The sequence below is a fragment of the Pseudomonas sp. AM14(2022) genome (genome assembly GCF_036346455.1).
Classification (GTDB): domain Bacteria; phylum Pseudomonadota; class Gammaproteobacteria; order Pseudomonadales; family Pseudomonadaceae; genus Aquipseudomonas; species Aquipseudomonas putida_A.
Window position 1 is genome coordinate 341,784 of the sequence record NZ_JAOTNY010000003.1, and the last position, 19,589, is coordinate 361,372.

General features: G+C 60.4%; 22 protein-coding genes. 7 read left to right on the forward strand and 15 right to left on the reverse strand.

All coding sequences use genetic code 11. The features are described from left to right. The first annotated feature begins 90 nt into the window (after positions 1-90). Together V3W27_RS08385 and pdxH are read left to right on the forward strand one after the other, a co-directional pair. Entirely contained in the window at positions 91-1,227 is a 1,137-nt protein-coding gene (locus V3W27_RS08385; RefSeq protein ID WP_330206370.1) for an OmpA family protein, read from the forward strand. Between the two features lie 24 nt (positions 1,228-1,251). Next, positions 1,252-1,899: a pyridoxamine 5'-phosphate oxidase gene (gene pdxH / locus V3W27_RS08390; RefSeq protein ID WP_330206371.1), complete on the forward strand. Its 648-nt coding sequence runs from the start codon at positions 1,252-1,254 to the stop codon at positions 1,897-1,899. A 5-nt stretch (positions 1,900-1,904) separates the two neighbouring features. On the opposite strand, the gene V3W27_RS08395 is transcribed toward pdxH, so the two are convergent. Then, positions 1,905-2,141: a hypothetical protein gene (locus tag V3W27_RS08395; RefSeq protein ID WP_096797521.1), complete on the reverse strand. Its 237-nt coding sequence runs from the start codon at positions 2,139-2,141 to the stop codon at positions 1,905-1,907. A gap of 167 nt (positions 2,142-2,308) precedes the next feature. Here V3W27_RS08395 and V3W27_RS08400 point away from each other — a divergent pair, with 167 nt between their 5' ends. Further along, positions 2,309-2,773 carry a glycine zipper 2TM domain-containing protein gene (locus V3W27_RS08400; RefSeq protein WP_007969461.1) on the forward strand — a complete coding sequence of 155 codons (465 nt, stop codon included), beginning with the start codon at positions 2,309-2,311 and terminating at the stop codon, positions 2,771-2,773. A gap of 73 nt (positions 2,774-2,846) precedes the next feature. On the opposite strand, the gene V3W27_RS08405 is transcribed toward V3W27_RS08400, so the two are convergent. Genes V3W27_RS08405 through V3W27_RS08415 form a run of 3 tightly spaced genes read right to left on the reverse strand, consistent with a single transcriptional unit; the run spans position 2,847 to position 4,602 of the window. After that, complete coding sequence (locus V3W27_RS08405; RefSeq protein WP_041070597.1) at positions 2,847-3,098, reverse strand: pyocin S6 family toxin immunity protein; 252 nt, start codon at positions 3,096-3,098, stop codon at positions 2,847-2,849. 27 nt (positions 3,099-3,125) lie between these two features. Next, positions 3,126-3,371, reverse strand: coding sequence for a colicin E3-like toxin immunity protein (locus V3W27_RS08410; RefSeq protein ID WP_041070595.1), 246 nt, complete (start codon positions 3,369-3,371; stop codon positions 3,126-3,128). A 7-nt stretch (positions 3,372-3,378) separates the two neighbouring features. Next, complete coding sequence (locus V3W27_RS08415; protein ID WP_330206372.1) at positions 3,379-4,602, reverse strand: S-type pyocin domain-containing protein; 1,224 nt, start codon at positions 4,600-4,602, stop codon at positions 3,379-3,381. Positions 4,603-4,938: 336 nt separating this feature from the next. Here V3W27_RS08415 and V3W27_RS08420 point away from each other — a divergent pair, with 336 nt between their 5' ends. Beyond that, the gene (locus tag V3W27_RS08420; protein ID WP_442962648.1) at positions 4,939-6,033 is read left to right on the forward strand and encodes a PLP-dependent cysteine synthase family protein; all 1,095 of its coding nucleotides are present in this window, start codon (positions 4,939-4,941) and stop codon (positions 6,031-6,033) included. A gap of 137 nt (positions 6,034-6,170) precedes the next feature. Here V3W27_RS08420 and V3W27_RS08425 read toward each other — a convergent pair whose 3' ends face one another. The 3 genes from V3W27_RS08425 to V3W27_RS08435 form a co-directional block, all read right to left on the reverse strand. After that, positions 6,171-7,784 carry an NAD(P)/FAD-dependent oxidoreductase gene (locus V3W27_RS08425; protein ID WP_330206374.1) on the reverse strand — a complete coding sequence of 538 codons (1,614 nt, stop codon included), beginning with the start codon at positions 7,782-7,784 and terminating at the stop codon, positions 6,171-6,173. Between the two features lie 97 nt (positions 7,785-7,881). Next, the gene (locus V3W27_RS08430) at positions 7,882-8,535 is read right to left on the reverse strand and encodes a COG3650 family protein (RefSeq protein ID WP_247269446.1); all 654 of its coding nucleotides are present in this window, start codon (positions 8,533-8,535) and stop codon (positions 7,882-7,884) included. Positions 8,536-8,594: 59 nt separating this feature from the next. Next, entirely contained in the window at positions 8,595-9,194 is a 600-nt protein-coding gene (locus tag V3W27_RS08435; protein ID WP_330206375.1) for a short chain dehydrogenase, read from the reverse strand. 103 nt (positions 9,195-9,297) lie between these two features. Here V3W27_RS08435 and V3W27_RS08440 point away from each other — a divergent pair, with 103 nt between their 5' ends. Beyond that, positions 9,298-10,212: a LysR family transcriptional regulator gene (locus V3W27_RS08440; protein ID WP_123586970.1), complete on the forward strand. Its 915-nt coding sequence runs from the start codon at positions 9,298-9,300 to the stop codon at positions 10,210-10,212. Positions 10,213-10,319: 107 nt separating this feature from the next. Here the strand turns inward: V3W27_RS08440 and V3W27_RS08445 are convergent, their stop codons facing one another. Genes V3W27_RS08445 through V3W27_RS08460 form a run of 4 tightly spaced genes read right to left on the reverse strand, consistent with a single transcriptional unit; the run spans position 10,320 to position 12,769 of the window. Next, positions 10,320-10,796: a DoxX family protein gene (locus V3W27_RS08445; protein WP_247269444.1), complete on the reverse strand. Its 477-nt coding sequence runs from the start codon at positions 10,794-10,796 to the stop codon at positions 10,320-10,322. Then, a complete protein-coding gene (locus V3W27_RS08450) occupies positions 10,793-11,551 on the reverse strand; it encodes an HvfC/BufC N-terminal domain-containing protein (protein ID WP_330206376.1) in 759 nt (252 codons plus the stop codon). The genes V3W27_RS08445 and V3W27_RS08450 overlap by 4 nt, the downstream gene beginning before the upstream one ends. Further along, entirely contained in the window at positions 11,548-12,435 is an 888-nt protein-coding gene (gene bufB, locus V3W27_RS08455; RefSeq protein WP_330206377.1) for an MNIO family bufferin maturase, read from the reverse strand. The genes V3W27_RS08450 and bufB overlap by 4 nt, the downstream gene beginning before the upstream one ends. Positions 12,436-12,460: 25 nt before the next feature. Then, positions 12,461-12,769, reverse strand: a complete 309-nt coding sequence (locus V3W27_RS08460) for a BufA1 family periplasmic bufferin-type metallophore (protein ID WP_330206378.1) — start codon at positions 12,767-12,769, stop codon at positions 12,461-12,463. A gap of 304 nt (positions 12,770-13,073) precedes the next feature. Here V3W27_RS08460 and V3W27_RS08465 point away from each other — a divergent pair, with 304 nt between their 5' ends. Both V3W27_RS08465 and V3W27_RS08470 read left to right on the forward strand, forming a co-directional pair. Beyond that, entirely contained in the window at positions 13,074-14,447 is a 1,374-nt protein-coding gene (locus V3W27_RS08465; protein ID WP_330206379.1) for a DUF2599 domain-containing protein, read from the forward strand. A gap of 30 nt (positions 14,448-14,477) precedes the next feature. After that, positions 14,478-15,716 carry a DUF2599 domain-containing protein gene (locus V3W27_RS08470; RefSeq protein WP_330206380.1) on the forward strand — a complete coding sequence of 413 codons (1,239 nt, stop codon included), beginning with the start codon at positions 14,478-14,480 and terminating at the stop codon, positions 15,714-15,716. A gap of 184 nt (positions 15,717-15,900) precedes the next feature. On the opposite strand, the gene V3W27_RS08475 is transcribed toward V3W27_RS08470, so the two are convergent. From V3W27_RS08475 to livH, 4 genes are read right to left on the reverse strand one after another with little or no spacing between them, the layout of a single operon-like run. After that, the gene (locus V3W27_RS08475) at positions 15,901-16,602 is read right to left on the reverse strand and encodes an ABC transporter ATP-binding protein (protein ID WP_003222380.1); all 702 of its coding nucleotides are present in this window, start codon (positions 16,600-16,602) and stop codon (positions 15,901-15,903) included. Beyond that, positions 16,603-17,370 carry a high-affinity branched-chain amino acid ABC transporter ATP-binding protein LivG gene (gene livG / locus V3W27_RS08480; RefSeq protein WP_007969480.1) on the reverse strand — a complete coding sequence of 256 codons (768 nt, stop codon included), beginning with the start codon at positions 17,368-17,370 and terminating at the stop codon, positions 16,603-16,605. It abuts the gene before it with no gap. After that, positions 17,367-18,623 (reverse strand): high-affinity branched-chain amino acid ABC transporter permease LivM, encoded by a 1,257-nt coding sequence (locus tag V3W27_RS08485; RefSeq protein WP_007969481.1) that lies wholly within the window; start codon positions 18,621-18,623, stop codon positions 17,367-17,369. The genes livG and V3W27_RS08485 overlap by 4 nt, the downstream gene beginning before the upstream one ends. Next, positions 18,620-19,543, reverse strand: coding sequence for a high-affinity branched-chain amino acid ABC transporter permease LivH (gene livH, locus V3W27_RS08490; protein ID WP_027614381.1), 924 nt, complete (start codon positions 19,541-19,543; stop codon positions 18,620-18,622). Before livH ends, V3W27_RS08485 begins: the two co-directional genes overlap by 4 nt. Between the last annotated feature and the right edge of the window lie 46 nt (positions 19,544-19,589).

A 19,589-nucleotide genomic window follows, 5' to 3' on the forward strand; every position in this document is an offset into this window, starting at 1 on the left:
TGGAACCAGATCCGGTTTTTCGATTCAAAGCGTCAGTTTATCCGGGCAAAAGAGCTCTGATTTTTCATTACTTCACTTTGTGGATTTTCAATGTCATCCAAAAAAACTCTCGCCCTGGCCCTGTGTGTTGCGATCACCGGTTGTGCACAGACTCCTAAAAACGATGCGGACGGCGGTAGCTGGTGGCCGTTCGGTTCCTCCGACAAAGTGGCGGCCAAAGAGCCGGCCCCAGCCCCGGCTCCTGCCGCAGCCCCGGCGCCGCTCAAACCTGCCGCGACCGCACCGGTGGCCAAGACTGAAAGCAGCAGCCACTGGTACTGGCCGTTCGGCGGTTCCGATGATGCGGCGGCCAAAGCCGAGGTGAAACCCGAAGTCAAACCAGAAGCCAAACCGGCGGTAGTGGCCAAGGCCGATGCCGACACCGGCACGAAGTGGTGGTGGCCGTTCGGCGGCAAGGATCAATCCACTGCCAAAGTGGTGCCGATGCCTGACCCGAAAGTCACCCAAGCCTGGCTGGATGACTACGAGCCACGTCTGCGTGCAGCGATCAAGGACAGCAATCTGCAACTTGAGCGCCGTGACAACGTGCTGGTGGTGATCGCGCCGGTTGAAGGCTCGTTCAACCCGAAACGTCCAGCGATGCTGCTGCCGGTGACCCTCAGCCCGTTCACCAATGTCGCGAAAATCCTCGAAGCTGACCCGAAAACCGCAGTCCTGGTGCTTGGTCACAGCGACAACACCGGTGCCGCGCCGGCCAACGTCAAACTCAGCCAGGAGCGCGCCCAGTCCGTAGCGGCGATCTTCCGTCTGAGCGGCTTGCAGCGTGATCGCCTGATGTTGCGTGGCATGGGCGGCGATGCCCCGCGTGCGGCCAACGACAGTGCCGAAGGCCGTGCCCTCAACCGTCGCGTCGAACTGCTGGTGACCCCGCAGAACACCATGGTTGCGCTGCTGAGCAAGTACAACATGCCGGCGCCGGCACCGACCACGATGCTTGCCGCACAGGACGTCAAGCCTGCAGCCAAACCGGTCACCCCGGCGCCGGCTGCTTCGAAGGCCGCCGTACCTGCAACCAAAAAGGCTCCAGCGAAGAAAGCCGCCGCCAAGGCACCTGCGAAGAAAGCAGCGACCAAGGCACCGGCAAAAACGCCGGCCAAGAAAACCGCTCCGGCCAAAGCGGCGACCACAGACAAGAAAGTCGCCGCCAGCGATACTTCCAAGCAGTGATCCGCTAACGAAAAGGAATGCGCCATGACCCAGGCTCTGGCAGATATGCGTCGTGATTACACCCGGGACGGTCTGACCGAGGCGCAAGCCCCGGACGAACCCTTTGCGCTGTTCCACCAATGGTTTGCCGACGCGGTGAAAACCGAACAGGCGCCAGTGGAAGCCAACGCCATGACCCTGGCCACGGTGGATTCGGACGGTCGACCGCATTGCCGCATTCTGCTGCTCAAGGGCCTGGACGCGCAGGGCTTCACCTTTTTCACCAACTACGACAGCGCCAAGGGCCAGCATCTGGCAGCGAATCCTTTCGCGGCCATGACATTTTTCTGGCCAACCCTGGAGCGCCAGGTGCGCATCGAAGGGCGGGTGGTCAAGGTCACGCCGCAAGAGTCCGACGCGTATTATCAGGTGCGACCGCTGGGCAGCCGGCTCGGCGCCTGGGCCTCACCGCAGAGCCGGGTGATCAACGGGCGCGGCGAGCTGGAAGACCTGCTCAAGGCGACTGAACAGCGCTTCAGCGACACCCAGCCCGACTGCCCGGAACATTGGGGCGGTTACCGCCTGCTGCCGGAGCGCATCGAGTTCTGGCAGGGCCGTCCAAGTCGTCTGCACGATCGCCTGAACTACCGTCAGCAGGGCGCCAACTGGATTCTTGAACGTCTGGCGCCCTGAGCAGTCTACCGAGCGGGATAGCCTGCCGCAGCGGCCTCAAGCCACTTCGGCAGGTCCCGACGCTTGATCTTCTGCACGCGGGCATCGGCCAGTCGTTCCAGCATGAAGGCGCGTTTGTCTTCATCCTTGCCCGCCAGCGACAGGGCCAGATCACGATCCATCCAGCGTTTGATCCGCACGTACAGCCACCAATGGAAGTACAGACCGGCGACGGTGGTGACGAAAATGATCAGGTAATCCATGAAAATCCTTGGGTCGGCAGGGCGGATTGAGCGATTTGGCGCTACTGTTGGGTGAGTTTGCAGGTGCCTGTACCGGGCCTGAATAAAATCAAGTTTATCCGGGCTGCGTCGTGACAGGCGTCAAGCAGCGGGGTTTAATGAACACATGTTCTTTTGGAGTTGATGCTATGCGTAAGTCTGTTCTGCTGGTTGCTTCCTTTTCCACGATGGCGATGTTGCTGACCGGCTGCCAGTCGAGCCTGACCGGTGACTCCTACTCCCGTGACGAAGCGCGTCGTGTGCAGACGATTCGCATGGGCACCATCGAATCCCTGCGTCCGGTGAAAATCGAAGGCACCAAGACCCCGATCGGCGGCGCTGCAGGCGCAGTGGTCGGCGGTGTCGGCGGCAGCGCCATCGGTGGCGGCAAGGGCAGCATCGTCGCGGCGGTCATCGGTGCTGTGGCCGGTGGTCTGATCGGTTCCGCGACTGAAGAAGGCCTGACCCGCACCCAGGGCGTGGAAATCACCGTGCGCGAAGACGACGGCAGCATGCGCGCCTACGTGCAACAGGTTCAGGAAAACGAAGTGTTCCGTGTTGGTGAGCGCGTGCGCATCTCCACCGTCGGTGGCACCAGCCGCGTTTCGCACTAAGCGCGAACGAGCGGTAAAACAAAACCCCGATCAGGTGACTGTCGGGGTTTTTTGTTTGTTTCAATTCGCTCGCTCAATGCTGGGCACAGGTGCCCATGAAATATTCCAGACCCTTCGGGAATCTGACATTCAGAAGGTTCTCTAGCGCGGGTATCTGATCTTGATTCAACAGCAACTCGCCGGGTTCAACCTCACCAAGAGGCTTGGACTCTATGAGCAGGGCGATTTTTTCATTCATCTCGCTGCTCGTGATCTCCAGCTCGAACTGCAAAGAGTCGTCCTGAACTACATCGGGAAAAAAACCGGTGATCGAAAGGTAGCGCATTGAGGTCAAACAACCTGTTTATCGATATCAACTGTAGTCAAACGAAATTTGATAGTCGTTAGTATTCAGAGCGATGCGATGTTGAAAGTACGGCTGAATGGTAGCAACCCAATTTTCGACGACGTTGAAGCTGCCATTGTTGATGTTGCCATCCACTGGAATACCTAAGGCATTTAATACTGATTCATCATCTCCCAGATCTTTTGACGTCTCCTCGCCCTGAAATTGCAGGGTTGTCGTGTCGTACCACTCAAGTCTTAGTTCCAGTCCCATTTCTTCCTCACAGATACCTTTTTTTAATGCTTCTTTCTTTTAAAGGGCCTTCGCGTCGTTCACCTGTTTGGGGATCGAAGGCTCCCAGGTGTGCTCCATCGCTTCGATACATTTCTAACTCCCCATGCCTTGAATCCCATTCGTAAATTTTCTTTCCTTTGGCATCTGTCCAGCGCTTACGAAGTCCACCTCCACCCTGAACCGGATTTTTGTCTTTAACTTTTTTCAAGTCTGGAAATGCGGTGATTTGCTCCGTAGTCGGCGGTTTATGGTAGCTATGACCAGCAGGTGCCAAGCCTTTGCGTTCTGTACTCAGTACAACGTATAACGGTTTTACCCCCGAATCCGCCGGAAACACCAGAATGAAATCCCGATACTCCGGCGGATAAACCGGATTCACCAGAATCCCGTCCGCCGCTTTCGTCGGCGGATACACCCAGATGTGCGGTGTTTGCGGTGCAGCCTCCAGCGCGGGGATGCCGAGGGTGTCGGAGCCGTCCACGGCGGGCGTCCAGATCAGTTCGATGCCTTCGCCGAGGTCTGCGACAAAGCGGTTATCACGTGCGGTGAACTGCGCGACATCGACCATTTCCCAGTCGCGATTCTTGCCGGTGTAAAAACCATAACCCTTGAGGCTGCCGTCGGCCTGTTGTTCGACATGTAGGCGCACGCGGGTGCGGGCCTGTCTGAGGGCGAGCAACTGGTCTTCGGTATAGAGGGCGCTGTCGCCCAGGTTCGATGGCATGAGCAACGCCACCAGCCCGACCAAAGGGGTCACAACGGCGGCGGAAGCGATGGCGGGCAATGCCTTGAACGCTTCACCCGCAAGGGCGAAGGTGCCCAGGCCTGCGGGAATGGCAGTGCCGCTGATTTTCTTGAGTGGAACGCCGCCGCTGTCATCGGCTTCACGGCCGCCGAGCAGGACCAGATCTCCGTAATCTTTCAGGCTGTCGGTCGGCACCATCCCCGAAGGATTCGAGTAATCGATGATCGCGTCCGGCAACTTGCAGGACTTGGCGAACACGCACCCGGCGCGTACGGGATCAGGCTTTTTCGCCGCAACCTCTCGACTGCGCTCGAAAGCCTCCTGCCGCGCCAGCATGGCGTCGTATGCATTTTGTCGGGCTTCGCGCTCGGCCAGTTCAGTGGCCGTCATGTAGCGCCAAGTGACGTGATGACCGTCGCCCGCCGGCGGGTTGGGAACCCGGGGAATGTCCTTGTTGCGAGCCACTGAGCGTCCTTTCGTTCATCCATCGACAACCCTTCGAAAGGGCTGCACGACGTTAACGAAGCGGACAATTGCTGGCTGTAGGACGGATCTTTGATTAAGTGCGGATTGTTCGCTATTTGTCTGGCAGGGGGGCGAGCAGGCCGCTTCAGTTCAAAGAACGGGGAGATGGGTTCTGCGCAATTACTGCAAAAGCCTGATACCCATTTGCCCAGAACCTGGCAGTTGGTGGATGAATTGAGCCTCAGCTGTATCTGTGAGCCTTGCCGTTTTTTTCCTATGCTGGGGGACTGAGCCTGTGACAAGGCTACTCCTGCCCGACTCAACGAGAGCATGACCATGAGCGACAACCGCCAGTGGGCCCGCGAAGCCATCCGCATCATCGAAGCGGACTTCCAGCGCAGCGCCGACACCCATCTGATCCCCTTGCCGCTGCCGGGGTTTGCAGGCATCGAGTTGTATTTCAAGGACGAGTCGAGCCATCCCACCGGCAGCCTCAAGCACCGTCTGGCGCGGTCGTTGTTCCTGTATGCGTTGTGTAACGGCTGGCTCAAGCCCGGCGCGCCGGTGATCGAGGCGTCCAGCGGTTCGACGGCGATTTCCGAGGCGTATTTCGCGCGCATGCTCGGTTTGCCGTTCATTGCGGTGATGCCGGCGACCACCTCGAAAGAGAAGATCGCGCAGATCGCCTTCTACGGTGGTCAGAGCCATCTGGTGAAGGATCCGACGCAGATTTACGCCGAATCCGAACGTCTGGCCCGCGAGCATGGCGGCCACTTCATCGACCAGTTCACCTACGCCGAGCGGGCCACCGACTGGCGGGCGAACAACAACATCGCCGAGTCGATCTTCCAGCAGATGCGTTTCGAGAAACACCCGGAACCGAGCTGGCTGATTTCCAGCCCCGGCACCGGCGGCACCACCGCGACCCTCGGTCGTTACGTGCGTTACCGCCAGCATTGCACCCGGGTGTTGTGCGCCGACGCCGAGCGTTCGGTGTTTTTCGATTACTACCAGAGTGGTGACGCCAGTCTACGTCTGGACTGCGGTTCACGGATCGAAGGCATCGGCCGGCCTCGGGTGGAAGCGTCGTTCCTGCCCAAGGTTATCGATGCGATGGTCAAGGTGCCGGACGCCTTGTCGCTGGCGGCCATGCATTATCTGGCGCAGCGTCTGGGACGGCATGTCGGCGGATCGAGCGGCACCAACCTGATCGGCGCACTGATGGCGGCGCAGCAGATGAAAGCGGCGGGGGAGTCGGGGTCGATCGTGGCGATTCTGTGCGATGGCGGCGAGCGTTACGCCGACACGTATTACGATCAGGCGTGGCTAAAGGCGCAGGGCTATGAGCTGGAGGAGTTGATTGCTGCGGTGGCGGCGAGTGCCGAGAAAGGTGAGCCGCTGCCGACTTCAGTCCTGCGCGCCAATATCTGAAGTAACACAGAAACCAATGTGGGAGCGGGCTTGCTCGCGAATGCGGTGGGTCAGTCAACATTGTCGTCGACTGACCCACCGCATTCGCGAGCAAGCCCGCTCCCACAGGAGGTTGGTGTTACTTCAAGACAGATGTATCAGGCTTCCAGACCAAGAATGTCCCGCGCCACAGCTTCCGCAATCCGAATCCCGTCCACACCCGCCGACAGAATCCCGCCGGCATAACCCGCACCTTCACCCGCCGGGAACAGACCTTTGACGTTCATGCTCTGCAGCGACTCGTTACGCGTGATGCGCAGCGGCGACGAGGTGCGGGTTTCGATCCCGGTCAACACCGCGTCGTGCAGCGAGTAGCCGCGAATCTGCTTTTCGAACGCCGGCAACGCTTCACGAATCGCTTCGATGGCAAAGTCCGGCAGCGCCAGGGCCAGGTCGCCCAGGGCCACGCCCGGTTTGTACGACGGCTCGACTTCGCCCAGCTCGGTGGACGGGGTGCCGTTGATGAAGTCGCCGACCAGTTGCGCCGGGGCCTTGTAGTCGCTGCCGCCGAGGATGAACGCGTGGGACTCCAGACGCTCCTGCAACTCGATACCGGCCAGCGGGCCACCCGGGTAATCGACTTCCGGGGTGATGCCGACGACGATCCCGGAGTTGGCGTTGCGCTCGTTACGCGAGTACTGGCTCATGCCGTTGGTGACCACGCGGTTCGGCTCGGAGGTCGCTGCAACCACGGTGCCGCCCGGGCACATGCAGAAGCTGTAGACCGAACGACCGTTCTTGGCGTGGTGCACCAGTTTGTAGTCGGCAGCGCCCAATTTGGGGTGGCCGGCGTACTTGCCCAGCCGCGCACGGTCGATCAGCGATTGCGGGTGCTCGATGCGGAAACCCACCGAGAACGGCTTGGCTTCCATGAACACGCCACGGCTGTGAAGCATGCGGAAGGTGTCGCGGGCGCTGTGGCCGAGGGCCAGAACCACGTGTTTCGAATGCAGGGTTTCACCGCTCGCCAGTTCGACGCCGACCAGTTGGCCGTCTTCGATCAGCACGTCGGTGACGCGCTCCTGGAAACGCACTTCGCCGCCCAGGGCGCGGATCTCTTCACGCATGGTCTCGACCATGCCGGTCAGACGGAACGTGCCGATGTGCGGTTTGCTGACGTAGAGGATTTCTTCCGGCGCGCCGGCCTTGACGAATTCGTGCAGGACTTTACGGCCGAGAAACTTCGGATCCTTGATCTGGCTGTACAGCTTGCCGTCGGAGAACGTGCCCGCGCCGCCTTCGCCGAACTGCACGTTGGACTCGGGGTTGAGCACGCTTTTACGCCACAGGCCCCAGGTGTCCTTGGTGCGCTGACGGACTTCGGTGCCGCGCTCGAGGATGATCGGCTTGAAGCCCATCTGCGCCAGCAACAGGCCGGCGAAGATCCCGCACGGGCCGAAACCGACCACGATCGGGCGCTGGCTCAGGTCGCTTGGCGCCTGGCCGACGAATTTGTAGCTGACATCCGGCGCCACGTTGACGTTACGGTCGTCGGCGAACTTGCCCAGCACCTTGGCCTCGTCGCGCACGGTGAGGTCGATGGTGTAGATGAAGCACAGTTCGGAGGACTTTTTGCGCGCGTCGTAGCTGCGCTTGAACAAGGTGAAATCGAGCAAATCATCGCTGGCGATGCCCAGGCGCTGCACGATGGCCGTGCGCAGGTCTTCTTCGGGATGGTCGATTGGCAGCTTGAGTTCGGTGATTCGTAACATGGCGAGGATCCGGATTCGCGGGGCGCACAACTGCGCCAGGGCGTTTGAAGGCCGCGATTATAAGCCGCAAAGGCCGGATCCGGTGAGGCTAAAACGCTCAGTCGTTGCGCGATCCGCCGAAATACCCGCAACCACGCTCGACCTTGCCGTCGATGCGCAGTTCGGCGCTCATGTGCTGCACGCTGCCGGTGCTGCTGTCGACGCAGCGTTGCGGCGCGACCCACAACTCGATGCGCTGGTTGTTGGCTTCGCTGCTCAGGTTGAAGCGGCCGTCGCCCAATTGCTCTTCGACATAAGGCACCGCCAGCGCCGGCTGGCCTTCACGGTCGATGACCATGCCCTTGCCGCTGACTTTGACGTTCCACTCGGGACCGTGGCCGGCGGCACGCAGGATCAACAGCTTGAAGTTCGGGTCATCGCACGCAGTGCCAGAGCGCTCGACCCGGTACAACTGGCCGAGGTCGATGCGGTCGCCGACGAGCTTGCCGCGCACATCGGCAAACAGCTTGCCCTGTTGGTCGGCGAGGGTCGCGGCCTCTTGCAGCACGCTGGTGCCGCCGATGTCGTTGACCACGTACTGACGCTGTTCGCCACACGGCTGGAACACCAGTTTGCCCTCGGCTGCGGTCAACTGCCCCTGCATCCGGGTCTGCCCGACGTGGGACGCGCTTTCACGCGGGCCATCGAGCAATTGGCAGGCGGCGAACAACGGCAGCAGGGCAACAACGATCAACGAACGGGCAACACGCATCTTCGGCTCTCCAGACAAGTGCCGCCACGTTACGCAGGCTGACCGTTGATCACAAGGGTTTAGCCCACGTGAAAGGTCTGACCGGTTTGCAGGCCTTCGACACTTTTCGCGTAGGCCAATGCCACATCGGCTGCCGGAACCGGCTTGTAGCCACGGAAGTACGGGGCGTAGCTGCCCATCGCTTCCAGCAGCACGGTCGGGCTGATCGAGTTGATGCGCAGGCCTCGCGGCAACTCGATGGCGGCGGCTTTGACGAAGCTGTCCAGAGCGCCGTTGACCAGTGCCGCCGAGGCGCCGGTACGGATCGGGTCGTGGCTGAGCACGCCGGTGGTGAAGGTGAACGAGGCATCGTCGTTGGCGTATTCGCGGCCGATCAGCAGCAGGTTGACCTGGCCCATCAGCTTGTCTTTCAGGCCCAGGGCGAAGCTGTCAGCGTTCATCTCGCCGAGCGGAGCAAAGGTCACGTTGCCGGCGGCGCAGATCAGCGCGTCGAACTTGCCGGTCTGCTCGAACAGTTTGCGAATCGAGGCGCTGTCGCTGATGTCGACCTGGAAGTCGCCGCTGCTGCGACCGATGCGAATCACTTCGTGACGCTGGCTCAGCTCTTTGTCCACGGCCGAACCGATGGTGCCGGCGGCACCGATCAACAGAATCTTCATGGGCTGTTCCTCAATGGGTTGAACGAGGTTTCAGTCTAGAGTGGTTTTTTCTGCGGATAAGCGCACTAATAGGCAACCTTTGGTTTTCAAATGGAAACAATCCATGAGCGAAATGGATGATCTGGCGGCGTTCGCGGTGTTGATCGAGGCCGGCAGCTTTACCCTGGCGGCGCAGCAACTGGGTTGCAGCAAGGGCCAGTTGTCCAAGCGCATCAGTCAACTGGAGGCGCAGTTTTCCGTGGTGTTGCTGCAACGCACGACGCGCCGTCTGAGCCTGACTGCCGCCGGCGCCGCTTTGCTGCCGCAGGCGCAAGCGCTGGTCGTCCAGGTGGAGCGCGCGCGGCAGGCATTGGCGCGTTTGAAGGACGACATGGCCGGCCCGGTGCGGATGACGGTGCCGGTGTCGCTGGGGGAAACGTTTTTCGACGGCTTGCTGCTGGAGTTCTCGCAGAAATACCCCGAGGTGCAGATCGAACTGGAGCTGAACAACCACTATCGCGACCTGTCCCGGGATGGCTTCGATCTGGCGATTCGCTCCGAGGTGGCCAATGACGAGCGGTTGGTGGCCAAACCCCTGCTGGCGTGGCAGGAATTGACCTGCGCCAGCCCGATATACCTTGAACAATTCGGCGAACCGCTGACCCCGCAGGAGCTGGCCGAACACCGTTGCCTGCTCAACAGCCACTACAGTGGCCGCGAGGAATGGCTGTATCACCAACAGCACGAATTGCTGCGGGTGCGGGTGTCGGGGCCGTTCGCCAGCAACCATTACAACCTGCTGAAGAAAGCCGCACTGGCCGGCGCCGGTATCGCTCGGTTGCCGTCGTACCTGCTGCAAACGGAGTTGGCTGATGGCCGGTTGCGCTGGCTGCTGCGCGATTTTCAGACGCGGCGGATGCCGATGTATCTGGTGCACCCCTACCAGGGCGGTTTGCCCAAACGCACGCAAGTGCTGGCGGATTATCTGATTGGCTGGTTCAAACGCAGCGGCGAGGCGCTGGATCGCCTTCAGCGCTAACTCATTTCCTGTAGGAGTGAGCCTGCTCGCGATTGCGTAAGCAAATTCAACAGAAATGTTGGCTGGATTACCGCTATCGCGAGCAGGCTCACTCCTACAGTTTGTGGTCAGCTGGCAAAACGTCGTGCGATCAGGTGATCGATCGACAATCTGCCCGGTCCGGTCGCCATCAGGTACAGCAACACTGCCGCCCAGGTGCCATGGGTCGGGTAGGCATCGGGGTAGACAAACACCTCGATGACCAGCGTCATGCCCAGTAGCGCCAGCGCCGAAAACCTCGTGGCGAAGCCGATCAATATCAGCACCGGAAAGAAGTGTTCGGCAAACGCCGCCATGTGCGCGGCGATTTCCGGTGACAGCAGCGGTACGTGGTATTCGCTCTGGAACAACGGAATCGTCGAGTCCGCCAAATGTGGCCAGCCGAGTTGCAAGGTGCCGTCGATCAAATCGATGGCCAGCCCCTCGACCTTGGTCTGCCCGGACTTCCAGAACACCGCGGCAATCGAGAATCGCGCGATGAAGGCGATCAGGCTGTGGGGGATTTTTTCCATGAGTCCGATGGCGCAAATGATGAGGTTGTTCATGGCGATACCTTGGTGTTCAGGTCGGTGATGGCGTTGTGGCCGATCAGCAGGGCGAGGGTCTGCGGCAGATCGAAAGGTGGACTGTCTTGCGCGGCTTGCAGCAGCGGTCGGTGATGGAGCAGATGGCGGATGAATACGCTGGCGCCGTGATCGAGGGCAAACACCTCGACCTCCAGACCGTTGCGCAGCACCAGTGCGTGTTGCCCTTGATGGATGTCGATGCCTGCCAGCGTCGCTTCTCCTTGATGCGCCGCCCAGATCGAAACCACCGCGTAAGCCGAATCGAGCAGTTGCAGCGAGGGATGCAGGGTGATGTCCAGTTCGGCGAGTGTTTGCGGATCGGCCAGTGCAGCGCTGATCTGTTGCGCACTGACCGTCGCGGCATCGGCGGCGTGATAAGCGCGGGTGCGCAAGCGTTCGAGCCGCGCGACATCGGCCAGATACGGCACCTCGGTCGCCGCTTCGAATGCGTCAATGAAGTCCGCCAGACCGTCGCCGTAACGGCTCATCAACGGACTGTGCGGCGGCTGCTGCTGGATGAAAATGCTCGCCATGCCGCGAAAGAATTCCTCGCCGACCAATTGCTGCACCACCGGATAACTGTCGGCCAGCGCGTTGATCAACGAACCTTGCACGTTATTGCGATACACCGAGAATCGGCTGGCAGGATCAGCACCGTTGGCGCTGCACAGGCCAGCGGGGCAGGGCAGGCGAGTGTCGAGCAGGGCGGCGCTGAAGTCGGCTTGCGTGCTCATGGCCGACTCCCAGCGTGCAGCAACAACGCTTCGGCCTGCTGCGCCTCGGCCAGCAGCACATTGAACGCCGGGACCTGATTGTCCCGCTCGATCAAGGTTGCCACCGGGCCAACGCGTTCGAGCGCCTGTCGGTATAGCGCCCAGACCGCGTCATCAATCGGCGCGCCGTGATCATCGATCAGCAAGCGGTCGCCGAGGCTGTCGGCGTCTTCGGCGAACCCGGCCAGATGAATCTCGCCAACCGCGTGCAATGGCAGCGCGTCGAGGTAGGTCAGTGGATCGCGCTGATGATTGATGCACGAGACGTAGACGTTGTTGACGTCGAGTAGCAGACCGCAGCCGCTGCGACGGATCACCTCGGTGATGAACGCCGGCTCGTCGATGGTCGAGCGCTCGAAGCCGAGATAGGTCGCTGGATTCTCCAGCAGCATCGGCCGCCTGAGGCTGTTCTGCACTTGATCGATGTGTTCGCAGACGCGGTTCAGCGTCGGCGTGTCATACGCCAGCGGCAGCAGGTCATTGAGGAACACCGGGCCGTGGCTCGACCAGGCCAGGTGTTCGGAAAAGGCTTGCGGTTGATAGCGCTCGATCAGTGTTTGCAGGCGTTGCAGGTGCTGAATGTCCAATGGCCCTTCGGCCCCGATCGACAGCCCGACGCCGTGCAGCGACAGCGGATACTGCTCGCGGATCAAGCCGAGAAAATGATGAAACGGACCGCCGTCGACCATGTAGTTTTCGGCGTGGACTTCAAAGAAACCGATGTCCGGTTGGGTGCCGAGCACTTCAACAAAGTGCCCGGTCTTGAGCCCCAGCCCCGCGCGGGGCGGGAGCCCGCAGAGGGCTGCCCGAGTGCGCGGTGGGACAGGTTCGTTGGTGGTGAACATGGGCGTCGCTCGGGCAGGCAATGGATCAGGACTTGGCTTTGAAGGCTTCCATCTGACCGAAACCGGTCGGCGAGGTCTTGCTCTCGGTGGTGGTGCAGGTGCCTTTTGGCACGAACTTCCACGAGTTGGCCTGGTAGTCCATCTTCGCTGTGCCGGCACAGGTAGTGCCCGCGCCCGCGGCGCAATCGTTGTGACCCTTCATGGCCACGCCGAAGCATTTTTCCATGTTGTTGTTGTCGGCGGCATTGGCGCTGGAAACGGCAGTCATGCTCAGGGCGGAACCAAGAGCCAGAACCAGTGCAGCGGCGGACAGGGTGCGAGTGGTAGCAGTCATGATGTTTCTCCAGATTTGAGCTTGGGTTTTACAAGCGAAGTGCGCTTGCTTACCCCACTAGAGAACGCTCATGGCGATGCGTTACAGCGCAGTGCAAAGTTTTTTCGAAAAGATTTTCGAACACTGCAATTTACTGTGGGAGCGGGCTTGCTCGCGAAGGCGGTGTGTCATCAAACATCAATGGCGTCTGACACTACGCCTTCGCGAGCAAGCCCGCTCCCACACTGGATTGTGTTCACTCTCGCCTGTTCTATAGTCATTTCAACGGCCACTCTGACAGGCCGATTTACCAGGACGGTATCTTATGACGAAGGATCGCTCAGACTCTGCTGCGCTATCGCGCAAGGCTTCATCATTCGCTCTGGCTTGCACGCTGCCCCTGTTGGTTTCCACGGTCAACGCTCAGCCGCAAACCGACCCGCTGGACACGCTCAAACGCATCAACAGTAATTACAACACCGTCAAGAACAGCTGCCAGGAACCCGATACCGGTGCTGCGCGCGGGCTGTATTACTGCAGCGGCGTGACCTTGCGCATGGTCAATGACGGGCCGTTCAATCCGTGGGATTACAGCCCCTATGCGATCAAGATCGGCGCCACTTCCTATTCGTGGATCCGCAAGGATCTGAGCACGCGGATTCTGATTCATCCGGCCGGTTTCATCCTGCGCACACCCACCGATGCGGCGGCGTTGAAGCTGCCGGTCAAAGAGCAGGGTTTCACCTGCATCTATGCGTTTGATGGCGGCACCGGGCCGGAGCGCAAATGGTATGGCTGCGGTTTCTTCGACAGCCGCGAACCGCCGCGCGCGGCGCAAGTCACGCTGAACAATCGCAATGCCGCGCTGGCATACGGCACCTGTGCCGAGGCCGGTGTCACCACCGCCGAGCAGTGGACGCAGAAATACACCGGGCTGATGAAGGGGCCGATCCAGTACAGCCAATGTTCGTGGAACGCGGAAAAACCCAGCGACTGGCACGCGATGATCCGCGTGCACGAGTCGCGCCCGAACACCACCAACAAGGACCCCTTTGCCTTCAGTGCCCAGGTCAACGAATTCATGTTGAAGAACGCCACCGCGAGCAACGATGGCAGCGAAAACATGAAGTACATCGATGCCTTCATCTACAACGTCAACAGCACGCAGAATTTCGCCACCCGCGGTGATCAGGCGCCGCCGAAACCGGAGAACGGTCTGAACAGCGCGCGCAATTTCCAGAAAAAACTCCAGGCCCAGGGCTACAGCGTGCCGATCCTGCGTCTGGACTTCACCAAGCCAGCCGAACAGCGTTTCAGCTATGTCGCTGCCGATCAGGCGATCGCCGAAATGGTGGTGGGTGGGGCCCCGGTGCCGCAATACATTGCCTCCGCCGACTGGATCAAACGTTACGACCCCGGCACCCGCAAGGATGAATGGAGCCTGAGCATCGTGCCCACCGCGGCGGGGCGCGCCTTGCCCGGTGAGCAGGTCGGCGCTCTGTACGATCAGTTGTTCGCCCTCAAGGGGCCGGACAGCAACTGGCGCGACAACGAAAAGTCCGCTGGCAGCATGCGTCAGCAACTGCGCTGCGTGATGGTCAATTACCGCAACAAGACGCCATGGAATCTGGAACCGTTCAGGCCGGCGTTGTCGGACAGCGAGACTCGCGCCGCGGGTTGCAACCCGGTCCCGCGTTGAGTGTGTTGGCTAATCAAGGAGATGCAAGCCATGAAGAAACGTCTGAACAGGATCGCACCGTTGCTCGTGTTGCCGCTGTTGGTGCATGCGGCATGGGCCAATGCCGAGTCATGTGACGAGACGCTGAGGAAGGTTGAAAAACTCTACAACAATACCGTCGACAGTTGCGGTCAGGACCCCGCCTCGGACTGCTCGGGGCTGCTGGTGCGCGGCACGCACCGGGCCGATCCGGCCAAGGGGCAAAAGTGGGACGTCTGGAACCCCAGCCCGAAAGCCGTGGAGCTGGGCACGTTTGCCGCCTCGTTCATGCGCGCCGACGGCATCAGTTATGAAGACCCTGGCATGAGCACGCAGAACGGCTACCTGATTACGCCACGGGATCTGGTGAAAGACCCCGAGACGCCGGTGCATGTCTATTGCGCGTTTCCCAACGATGCCTGGACCGATTTTCGTAACGACCGTGGTTGTGGCGACAACAAGAATACCGCTCCGACCGAAGCAGTCTGCCAAGCCATGAAACCACCGATTGCCAGTCCCAATGCCTGGGTCGCGCACTTCACCCAGTACAACAACAATCGCCAGCAGGACCAGTTGCAGTGCGGTTTCAACATGCGCAATCCGATGAGCAGCAAGGAGCGGGTCGACGCCTTCCGCAATTTCATGGGCGCGCGCAAAGTCATCAACAGCCGTGAGTTTCAGACTCAGACGGAGCTGCGCCTGGGCAATCCGAAAACCGATGAACTGCCGATTCTGGCGTTTTTCTACAGCGATCAGCGCGGCTTGAATGATGCCTTGGCCAATCAAAAGGATTACAAGGCCAAGACCGGCAAGGATCGAAACATCATCAAGATCGACTTCCCGAGAACGCCGGTGGCCAAGGCCTCTTTCTCGTGCATCCAGACCTCGACGCCGACAGAACCGAAATTCTGCGACAAGTACATCGAGTCCAGCACCTGGGTACAACGTCCCGATCCGAAACTGGGGCCGAAGACCTGGTCGCTCTCGGTCGTACCGACCGCGTGTGGTCGGGCGATCAAGGACGACCAGACCGACCGGATGTTTGCCGAGCTGTACAACAAGCACAAGGACGATGCGCAATGGCGCGAGTACAGCGTCAATGGCGGGTCGTTGCGGCGGCAGATGGTCTGCCATCTGGCGGCGGTCTACGACGGCAAGCCTGTGAGGAACAAGCCTGAGTGGAACCTTGAGCCGGCACGGCCTTATGTCGATCAGGCGAAGGCGGTGGCGCAGTACTGCAACCCCTACTGACGGCTTTTGATTGTGTGGGAGCGGGCTTGCTCGCGAAGGCGTAGTGTCAGACACCATTGATGTCGGATGACACAGCGCTTTCGCGAGCAAGCCCGCTCCCACAGGGGATCTGTGTTGGATTCAATCTATCTGCCAGGCACAAAAAAAAACGGCCCGAGGGCCGTTTTTCTGTTCAGCGAAAGCCTCAACCGCCGAGGTACGCCTCGCGCACTTTCGGGTCGGTCAGCAGCGCTTCACCGGTGCCTTGCATGACCACGCGGCCGTTCTCCAGAACGTACGCACGGTCAGCGATTTTCAGCGCCTGGTTGGCGTTCTGCTCGACCAGGAACACCGTTACACCGTCCTTGCGCAGCTGTTCGATGATGTCGAAGATCTGCTGGATGATGATCGGTGCCAGGCCCAGCGACGGCTCGTCGAGCAGCAGCAGTTTCGGCTTGCTCATCAGCGCCCGGCCGATGGCGAGCATCTGCTGTTCGCCGCCGGACATGGTGCCGCCGCGCTGGTTGAAGCGTTCTTTCAGGCGCGGGAACAGGCCGAGGACCTTGTCCATCTGCTCCTGATAGTCGCCCTTGTCGGTGAAGAAGCCGCCCATGGACAGGTTCTCTTCGACGGTCAGTCGGGCGAACACCCGACGACCTTCCGGCACCACGGCGATGCTCTTGCGCATGATCTGCGACGAGTCCTGGCCGACCAGTTCCTCACCCATGTAGCGGATGCTGCCGCTGTGCGCCTGCGGCGAACCGCAGAGCGTCATCAGCAGCGTGGACTTGCCGGCACCGTTGGCACCGATCAGGGTCACGATCTCGCCCTGGCGGACTTCGACGTTGACGCTGTGCAGGGCCTGGATCTTGCCGTAGAAGGTGGAAACGTTTTCGAACTGCAGCATTTACGCTTCCCCCAGGTAGGCTTTGATCACTTCAGGATTGTCGCGGATCTGTTCCGGCGTACCGTCAGCCAGAGGTGTGCCCTGGTTGATCACGACGATGTGGTCGGAAATGCTCATGACCAGTTTCATGTCGTGTTCGATCAGCAGCACGGTGACGTTGTGCTCTTCACGCAGCACGCTGATCAGCGCCTTGAGGTCTTCGGTTTCCTTCGGGTTCAGACCGGCGGCCGGTTCGTCGAGCATGAGGATCCGCGGACGGGTCATCATGCAGCGGGCGATTTCCAGGCGCCGTTGCTGACCGTAGGCCAGGGTGCCGGCGGTACGGTTGGCGAACTCTTTCAGGTTGACCTTTTCCAGCCAGTATTCGGCGTATTCCATGGCCTCGCGTTCGCTCTTGCGGAACGCCGGGGTCTTGAACAGGCCGGACAGGAAGTTGGTGTTCAGGTGACGGTGCTGGGCGATCAACAGGTTCTCGACCGCCGTCATGTCCTTGAACAACCGCACGTTCTGGAAGGTGCGCACCACGCCCTTGAGGGCGATCTTGTGCCCCGGCAGGCCCTGGATCGGCTCGCCGTCCAGCAGGATGCTGCCGCCCGATGGCTGGTAGAAACCGGTCAGGCAGTTGAACACGGTGGTCTTGCCCGCGCCGTTCGGCCCGATCAGCGCCACCACTTGTTTTTCCTTGACGGTCAGGGCCACGCCATTGACCGCCAGCAAGCCGCCGAAGCGCATGCTCAAGTTTTCGACTTTAAGGATCTCGCGGCTCATTTTCGCAACTCCATGTGTGGGCGTTGCATCGGCAGCAGACCTTGTGGACGCCAGATCATCATCAACACCATCAGCGCACCGAACATCAACATCCGGTATTCGCTGAACTCACGCATCATTTCCGGCAACAGGATCATCACCACGGCCGCGAGAATCACGCCCAGCTGCGAGCCCATGCCACCCAGCACGACGATCGCGAGGATGATCGCCGACTCGATGAAGGTGAACGATTCCGGCGTCACCAGACCCTGACGGGCAGCGAAGAAGCTACCGGCGAAACCGGCGAAGCTCGCACCCAGGGTGAACGCCGACAGCTTGATGATCGTCGGATTCAGACCCAGTGCACGGCAGGCGATTTCATCTTCACGCAGCGCTTCCCACGCACGGCCGATCGGCATGCGCAGCAGGCGGTTGATGATGAACAGCGCTGCCAGCGCCAGCAACAGGGCAACCAGGTAGAGGAAGATCACCTTGTTGATCGAGTTGTATTCGAGGCCGAAATATTCGTGGAAGGTTTGCATGCCTTCCGCCGCTTTACGTTCGAAGGTCAGGCCGAAGAACGTCGGTTTCTCGATGTTGCTGATGCCGTTCGGGCCACCAGTGATGTCGGTCAGGTTACGCAGGAACAGACGAATGATCTCACCGAAACCGAGGGTCACGATCGCCAGATAGTCACCGCGCAGACGCAACACCGGGAAGCCCAGCAGGAAGCCGAACGTCGCCGCCATCAGGCCGGCAATCGGCAGGCAGATCCAGAAGCTCAGGCCGTAGTAGTGCGACAGCAGCGCGTAGCTGTAGGCGCCGACGGCGTAGAAGCCGACGTAACCCAGGTCGAGCAGACCGGCCAGACCGACGACGATGTTCAGGCCAAGGCCGAGCATCACGTAGATCAGGATCAGCGTGGCGATGTCCACCGCTCCACGGGAGCCGAAGAACGGCCACACCAGTGCACCGAGGATCAGCGCAATGATGATGTAGCGTTGCGTGGTCGGCAGGGTCAGGAAGTTGCTGGCCTTGGCCGGGATCAACGGCAGGCCCGGCGAGGATTTCCACGCCTTGCTGATCTGCTGGTTGAACAGCACGCGCAGGAACATCAGCACCGAGCACACGGCGATGGTCGCCAGAATGGCCGGGCTGGTGCCGTGCACTTCGAGGTTGATGCCGACGATGGTCAGTTTCAGACCGAGTACCGGGTAGGCCACGGCCCACACCAGCAAGGCACTGAACAGTGCCTGTTTAAGATTCCTAGTCATACTTTCTCAACCTCCGGACGGCCCAGAATGCCGGTCGGACGGAACAACAGCACCAGAACCAACAAGCCGAAAGCCACGACGTCCTTGTACTGGTCGCCGAAGATATCGGCGCCAAAGGCTTCCGCCACCCCAAGCACCAGCCCGCCGAGCATGGCGCCGGGGATGCTGCCGATCCCGCCGAGTACCGCAGCGGTGAAGGCCTTGAGGCCGACGAGGAAACCGGCGTTGGGGTTGATCACGCCGTACTGCATGCTCAGCAGCACAGCCGCAACGGCTGCCAGCGCGGCACCGATGACGAAGGTCAGGGCGATGATGTTGTTGGTGTTGATGCCCAGCAGGTTGGCCATCTTGATGTCTTCGGCGCAGGCACGGCAGGCGCGACCCAGGCGAGAGCGGGAGATGAACAGCGTGAGGCCGAGCATGGCGACCAGGGTCACCACGAACACCACGATTTGCATGTAGGAAATCAGCACTTCATGTGCGCCACCTGGCCCGATGGAGAAGTTGCCGGGGATCAGGTTGGGGATGGATTTGTCCTTGGAGTCTTGCGCGAGCAGAACCGTGTTCTGCAGGAAGATCGACATACCGATCGCGGAAATCAGCGGGATCAGACGGTTGCTGCCGCGCAGGGGGCGGTAGGCGATCCGTTCGATGCTGTAACCGTAGGAACTGGTGACGACGATGCTCGCGATGAACGCGGCGGTCATCAACAGCGGGACGTTGTCGATTCCCATCATGGCCAGCCCGGCGATAGCGATGAACGCCACGTAGGAACCGATCATGTACACCTCGCCGTGGGCGAAGTTGATCATTCCAATGATGCCGTAAACCATCGTATAGCCGATGGCGATCAGGGCATACGTGCTGCCAATGGTCAGGCCATTAACCAGCTGTTGGAAGAAGTGATAGATGTCAGGCATTACAACGCTCCTAAAAACCTGATACGCATTTCACTGGTGGAGTCAT

What these genes read in the sequence shown, in the direction of transcription:
- V3W27_RS08385 (WP_330206370.1), top strand. Translation starts at nt 91, where the DNA reads ATGTCATCCAAAAAAACTCTCGCCCTGGCCCTGTGTGTTGCGATCACC.
- pdxH (WP_330206371.1), top strand. Translation starts at nt 1,252, where the DNA reads ATGACCCAGGCTCTGGCAGATATGCGTCGTGATTACACCCGGGACGGT.
- V3W27_RS08395 (WP_096797521.1), bottom strand. Translation starts at nt 2,141, where the DNA reads ATGGATTACCTGATCATTTTCGTCACCACCGTCGCCGGTCTGTACTTC.
- V3W27_RS08400 (WP_007969461.1), top strand. Translation starts at nt 2,309, where the DNA reads ATGCGTAAGTCTGTTCTGCTGGTTGCTTCCTTTTCCACGATGGCGATG.
- V3W27_RS08405 (WP_041070597.1), bottom strand. Translation starts at nt 3,098, where the DNA reads ATGCGCTACCTTTCGATCACCGGTTTTTTTCCCGATGTAGTTCAGGAC.
- V3W27_RS08410 (WP_041070595.1), bottom strand. Translation starts at nt 3,371, where the DNA reads ATGGGACTGGAACTAAGACTTGAGTGGTACGACACGACAACCCTGCAA.
- V3W27_RS08420 (WP_442962648.1), top strand. Translation starts at nt 4,939, where the DNA reads ATGAGCGACAACCGCCAGTGGGCCCGCGAAGCCATCCGCATCATCGAA.
- V3W27_RS08425 (WP_330206374.1), bottom strand. Translation starts at nt 7,784, where the DNA reads ATGTTACGAATCACCGAACTCAAGCTGCCAATCGACCATCCCGAAGAA.
- V3W27_RS08430 (WP_247269446.1), bottom strand. Translation starts at nt 8,535, where the DNA reads ATGCGTGTTGCCCGTTCGTTGATCGTTGTTGCCCTGCTGCCGTTGTTC.
- V3W27_RS08435 (WP_330206375.1), bottom strand. Translation starts at nt 9,194, where the DNA reads ATGAAGATTCTGTTGATCGGTGCCGCCGGCACCATCGGTTCGGCCGTG.
- V3W27_RS08440 (WP_123586970.1), top strand. Translation starts at nt 9,298, where the DNA reads ATGAGCGAAATGGATGATCTGGCGGCGTTCGCGGTGTTGATCGAGGCC.
- V3W27_RS08445 (WP_247269444.1), bottom strand. Translation starts at nt 10,796, where the DNA reads ATGAACAACCTCATCATTTGCGCCATCGGACTCATGGAAAAAATCCCC.
- V3W27_RS08450 (WP_330206376.1), bottom strand. Translation starts at nt 11,551, where the DNA reads ATGAGCACGCAAGCCGACTTCAGCGCCGCCCTGCTCGACACTCGCCTG.
- bufB (WP_330206377.1), bottom strand. Translation starts at nt 12,435, where the DNA reads ATGTTCACCACCAACGAACCTGTCCCACCGCGCACTCGGGCAGCCCTC.
- V3W27_RS08460 (WP_330206378.1), bottom strand. Translation starts at nt 12,769, where the DNA reads ATGACTGCTACCACTCGCACCCTGTCCGCCGCTGCACTGGTTCTGGCT.
- V3W27_RS08465 (WP_330206379.1), top strand. Translation starts at nt 13,074, where the DNA reads ATGACGAAGGATCGCTCAGACTCTGCTGCGCTATCGCGCAAGGCTTCA.
- V3W27_RS08470 (WP_330206380.1), top strand. Translation starts at nt 14,478, where the DNA reads ATGAAGAAACGTCTGAACAGGATCGCACCGTTGCTCGTGTTGCCGCTG.
- V3W27_RS08475 (WP_003222380.1), bottom strand. Translation starts at nt 16,602, where the DNA reads ATGCTGCAGTTCGAAAACGTTTCCACCTTCTACGGCAAGATCCAGGCC.
- livG (WP_007969480.1), bottom strand. Translation starts at nt 17,370, where the DNA reads ATGAGCCGCGAGATCCTTAAAGTCGAAAACTTGAGCATGCGCTTCGGC.
- V3W27_RS08485 (WP_007969481.1), bottom strand. Translation starts at nt 18,623, where the DNA reads ATGACTAGGAATCTTAAACAGGCACTGTTCAGTGCCTTGCTGGTGTGG.
- livH (WP_027614381.1), bottom strand. Translation starts at nt 19,543, where the DNA reads ATGCCTGACATCTATCACTTCTTCCAACAGCTGGTTAATGGCCTGACC.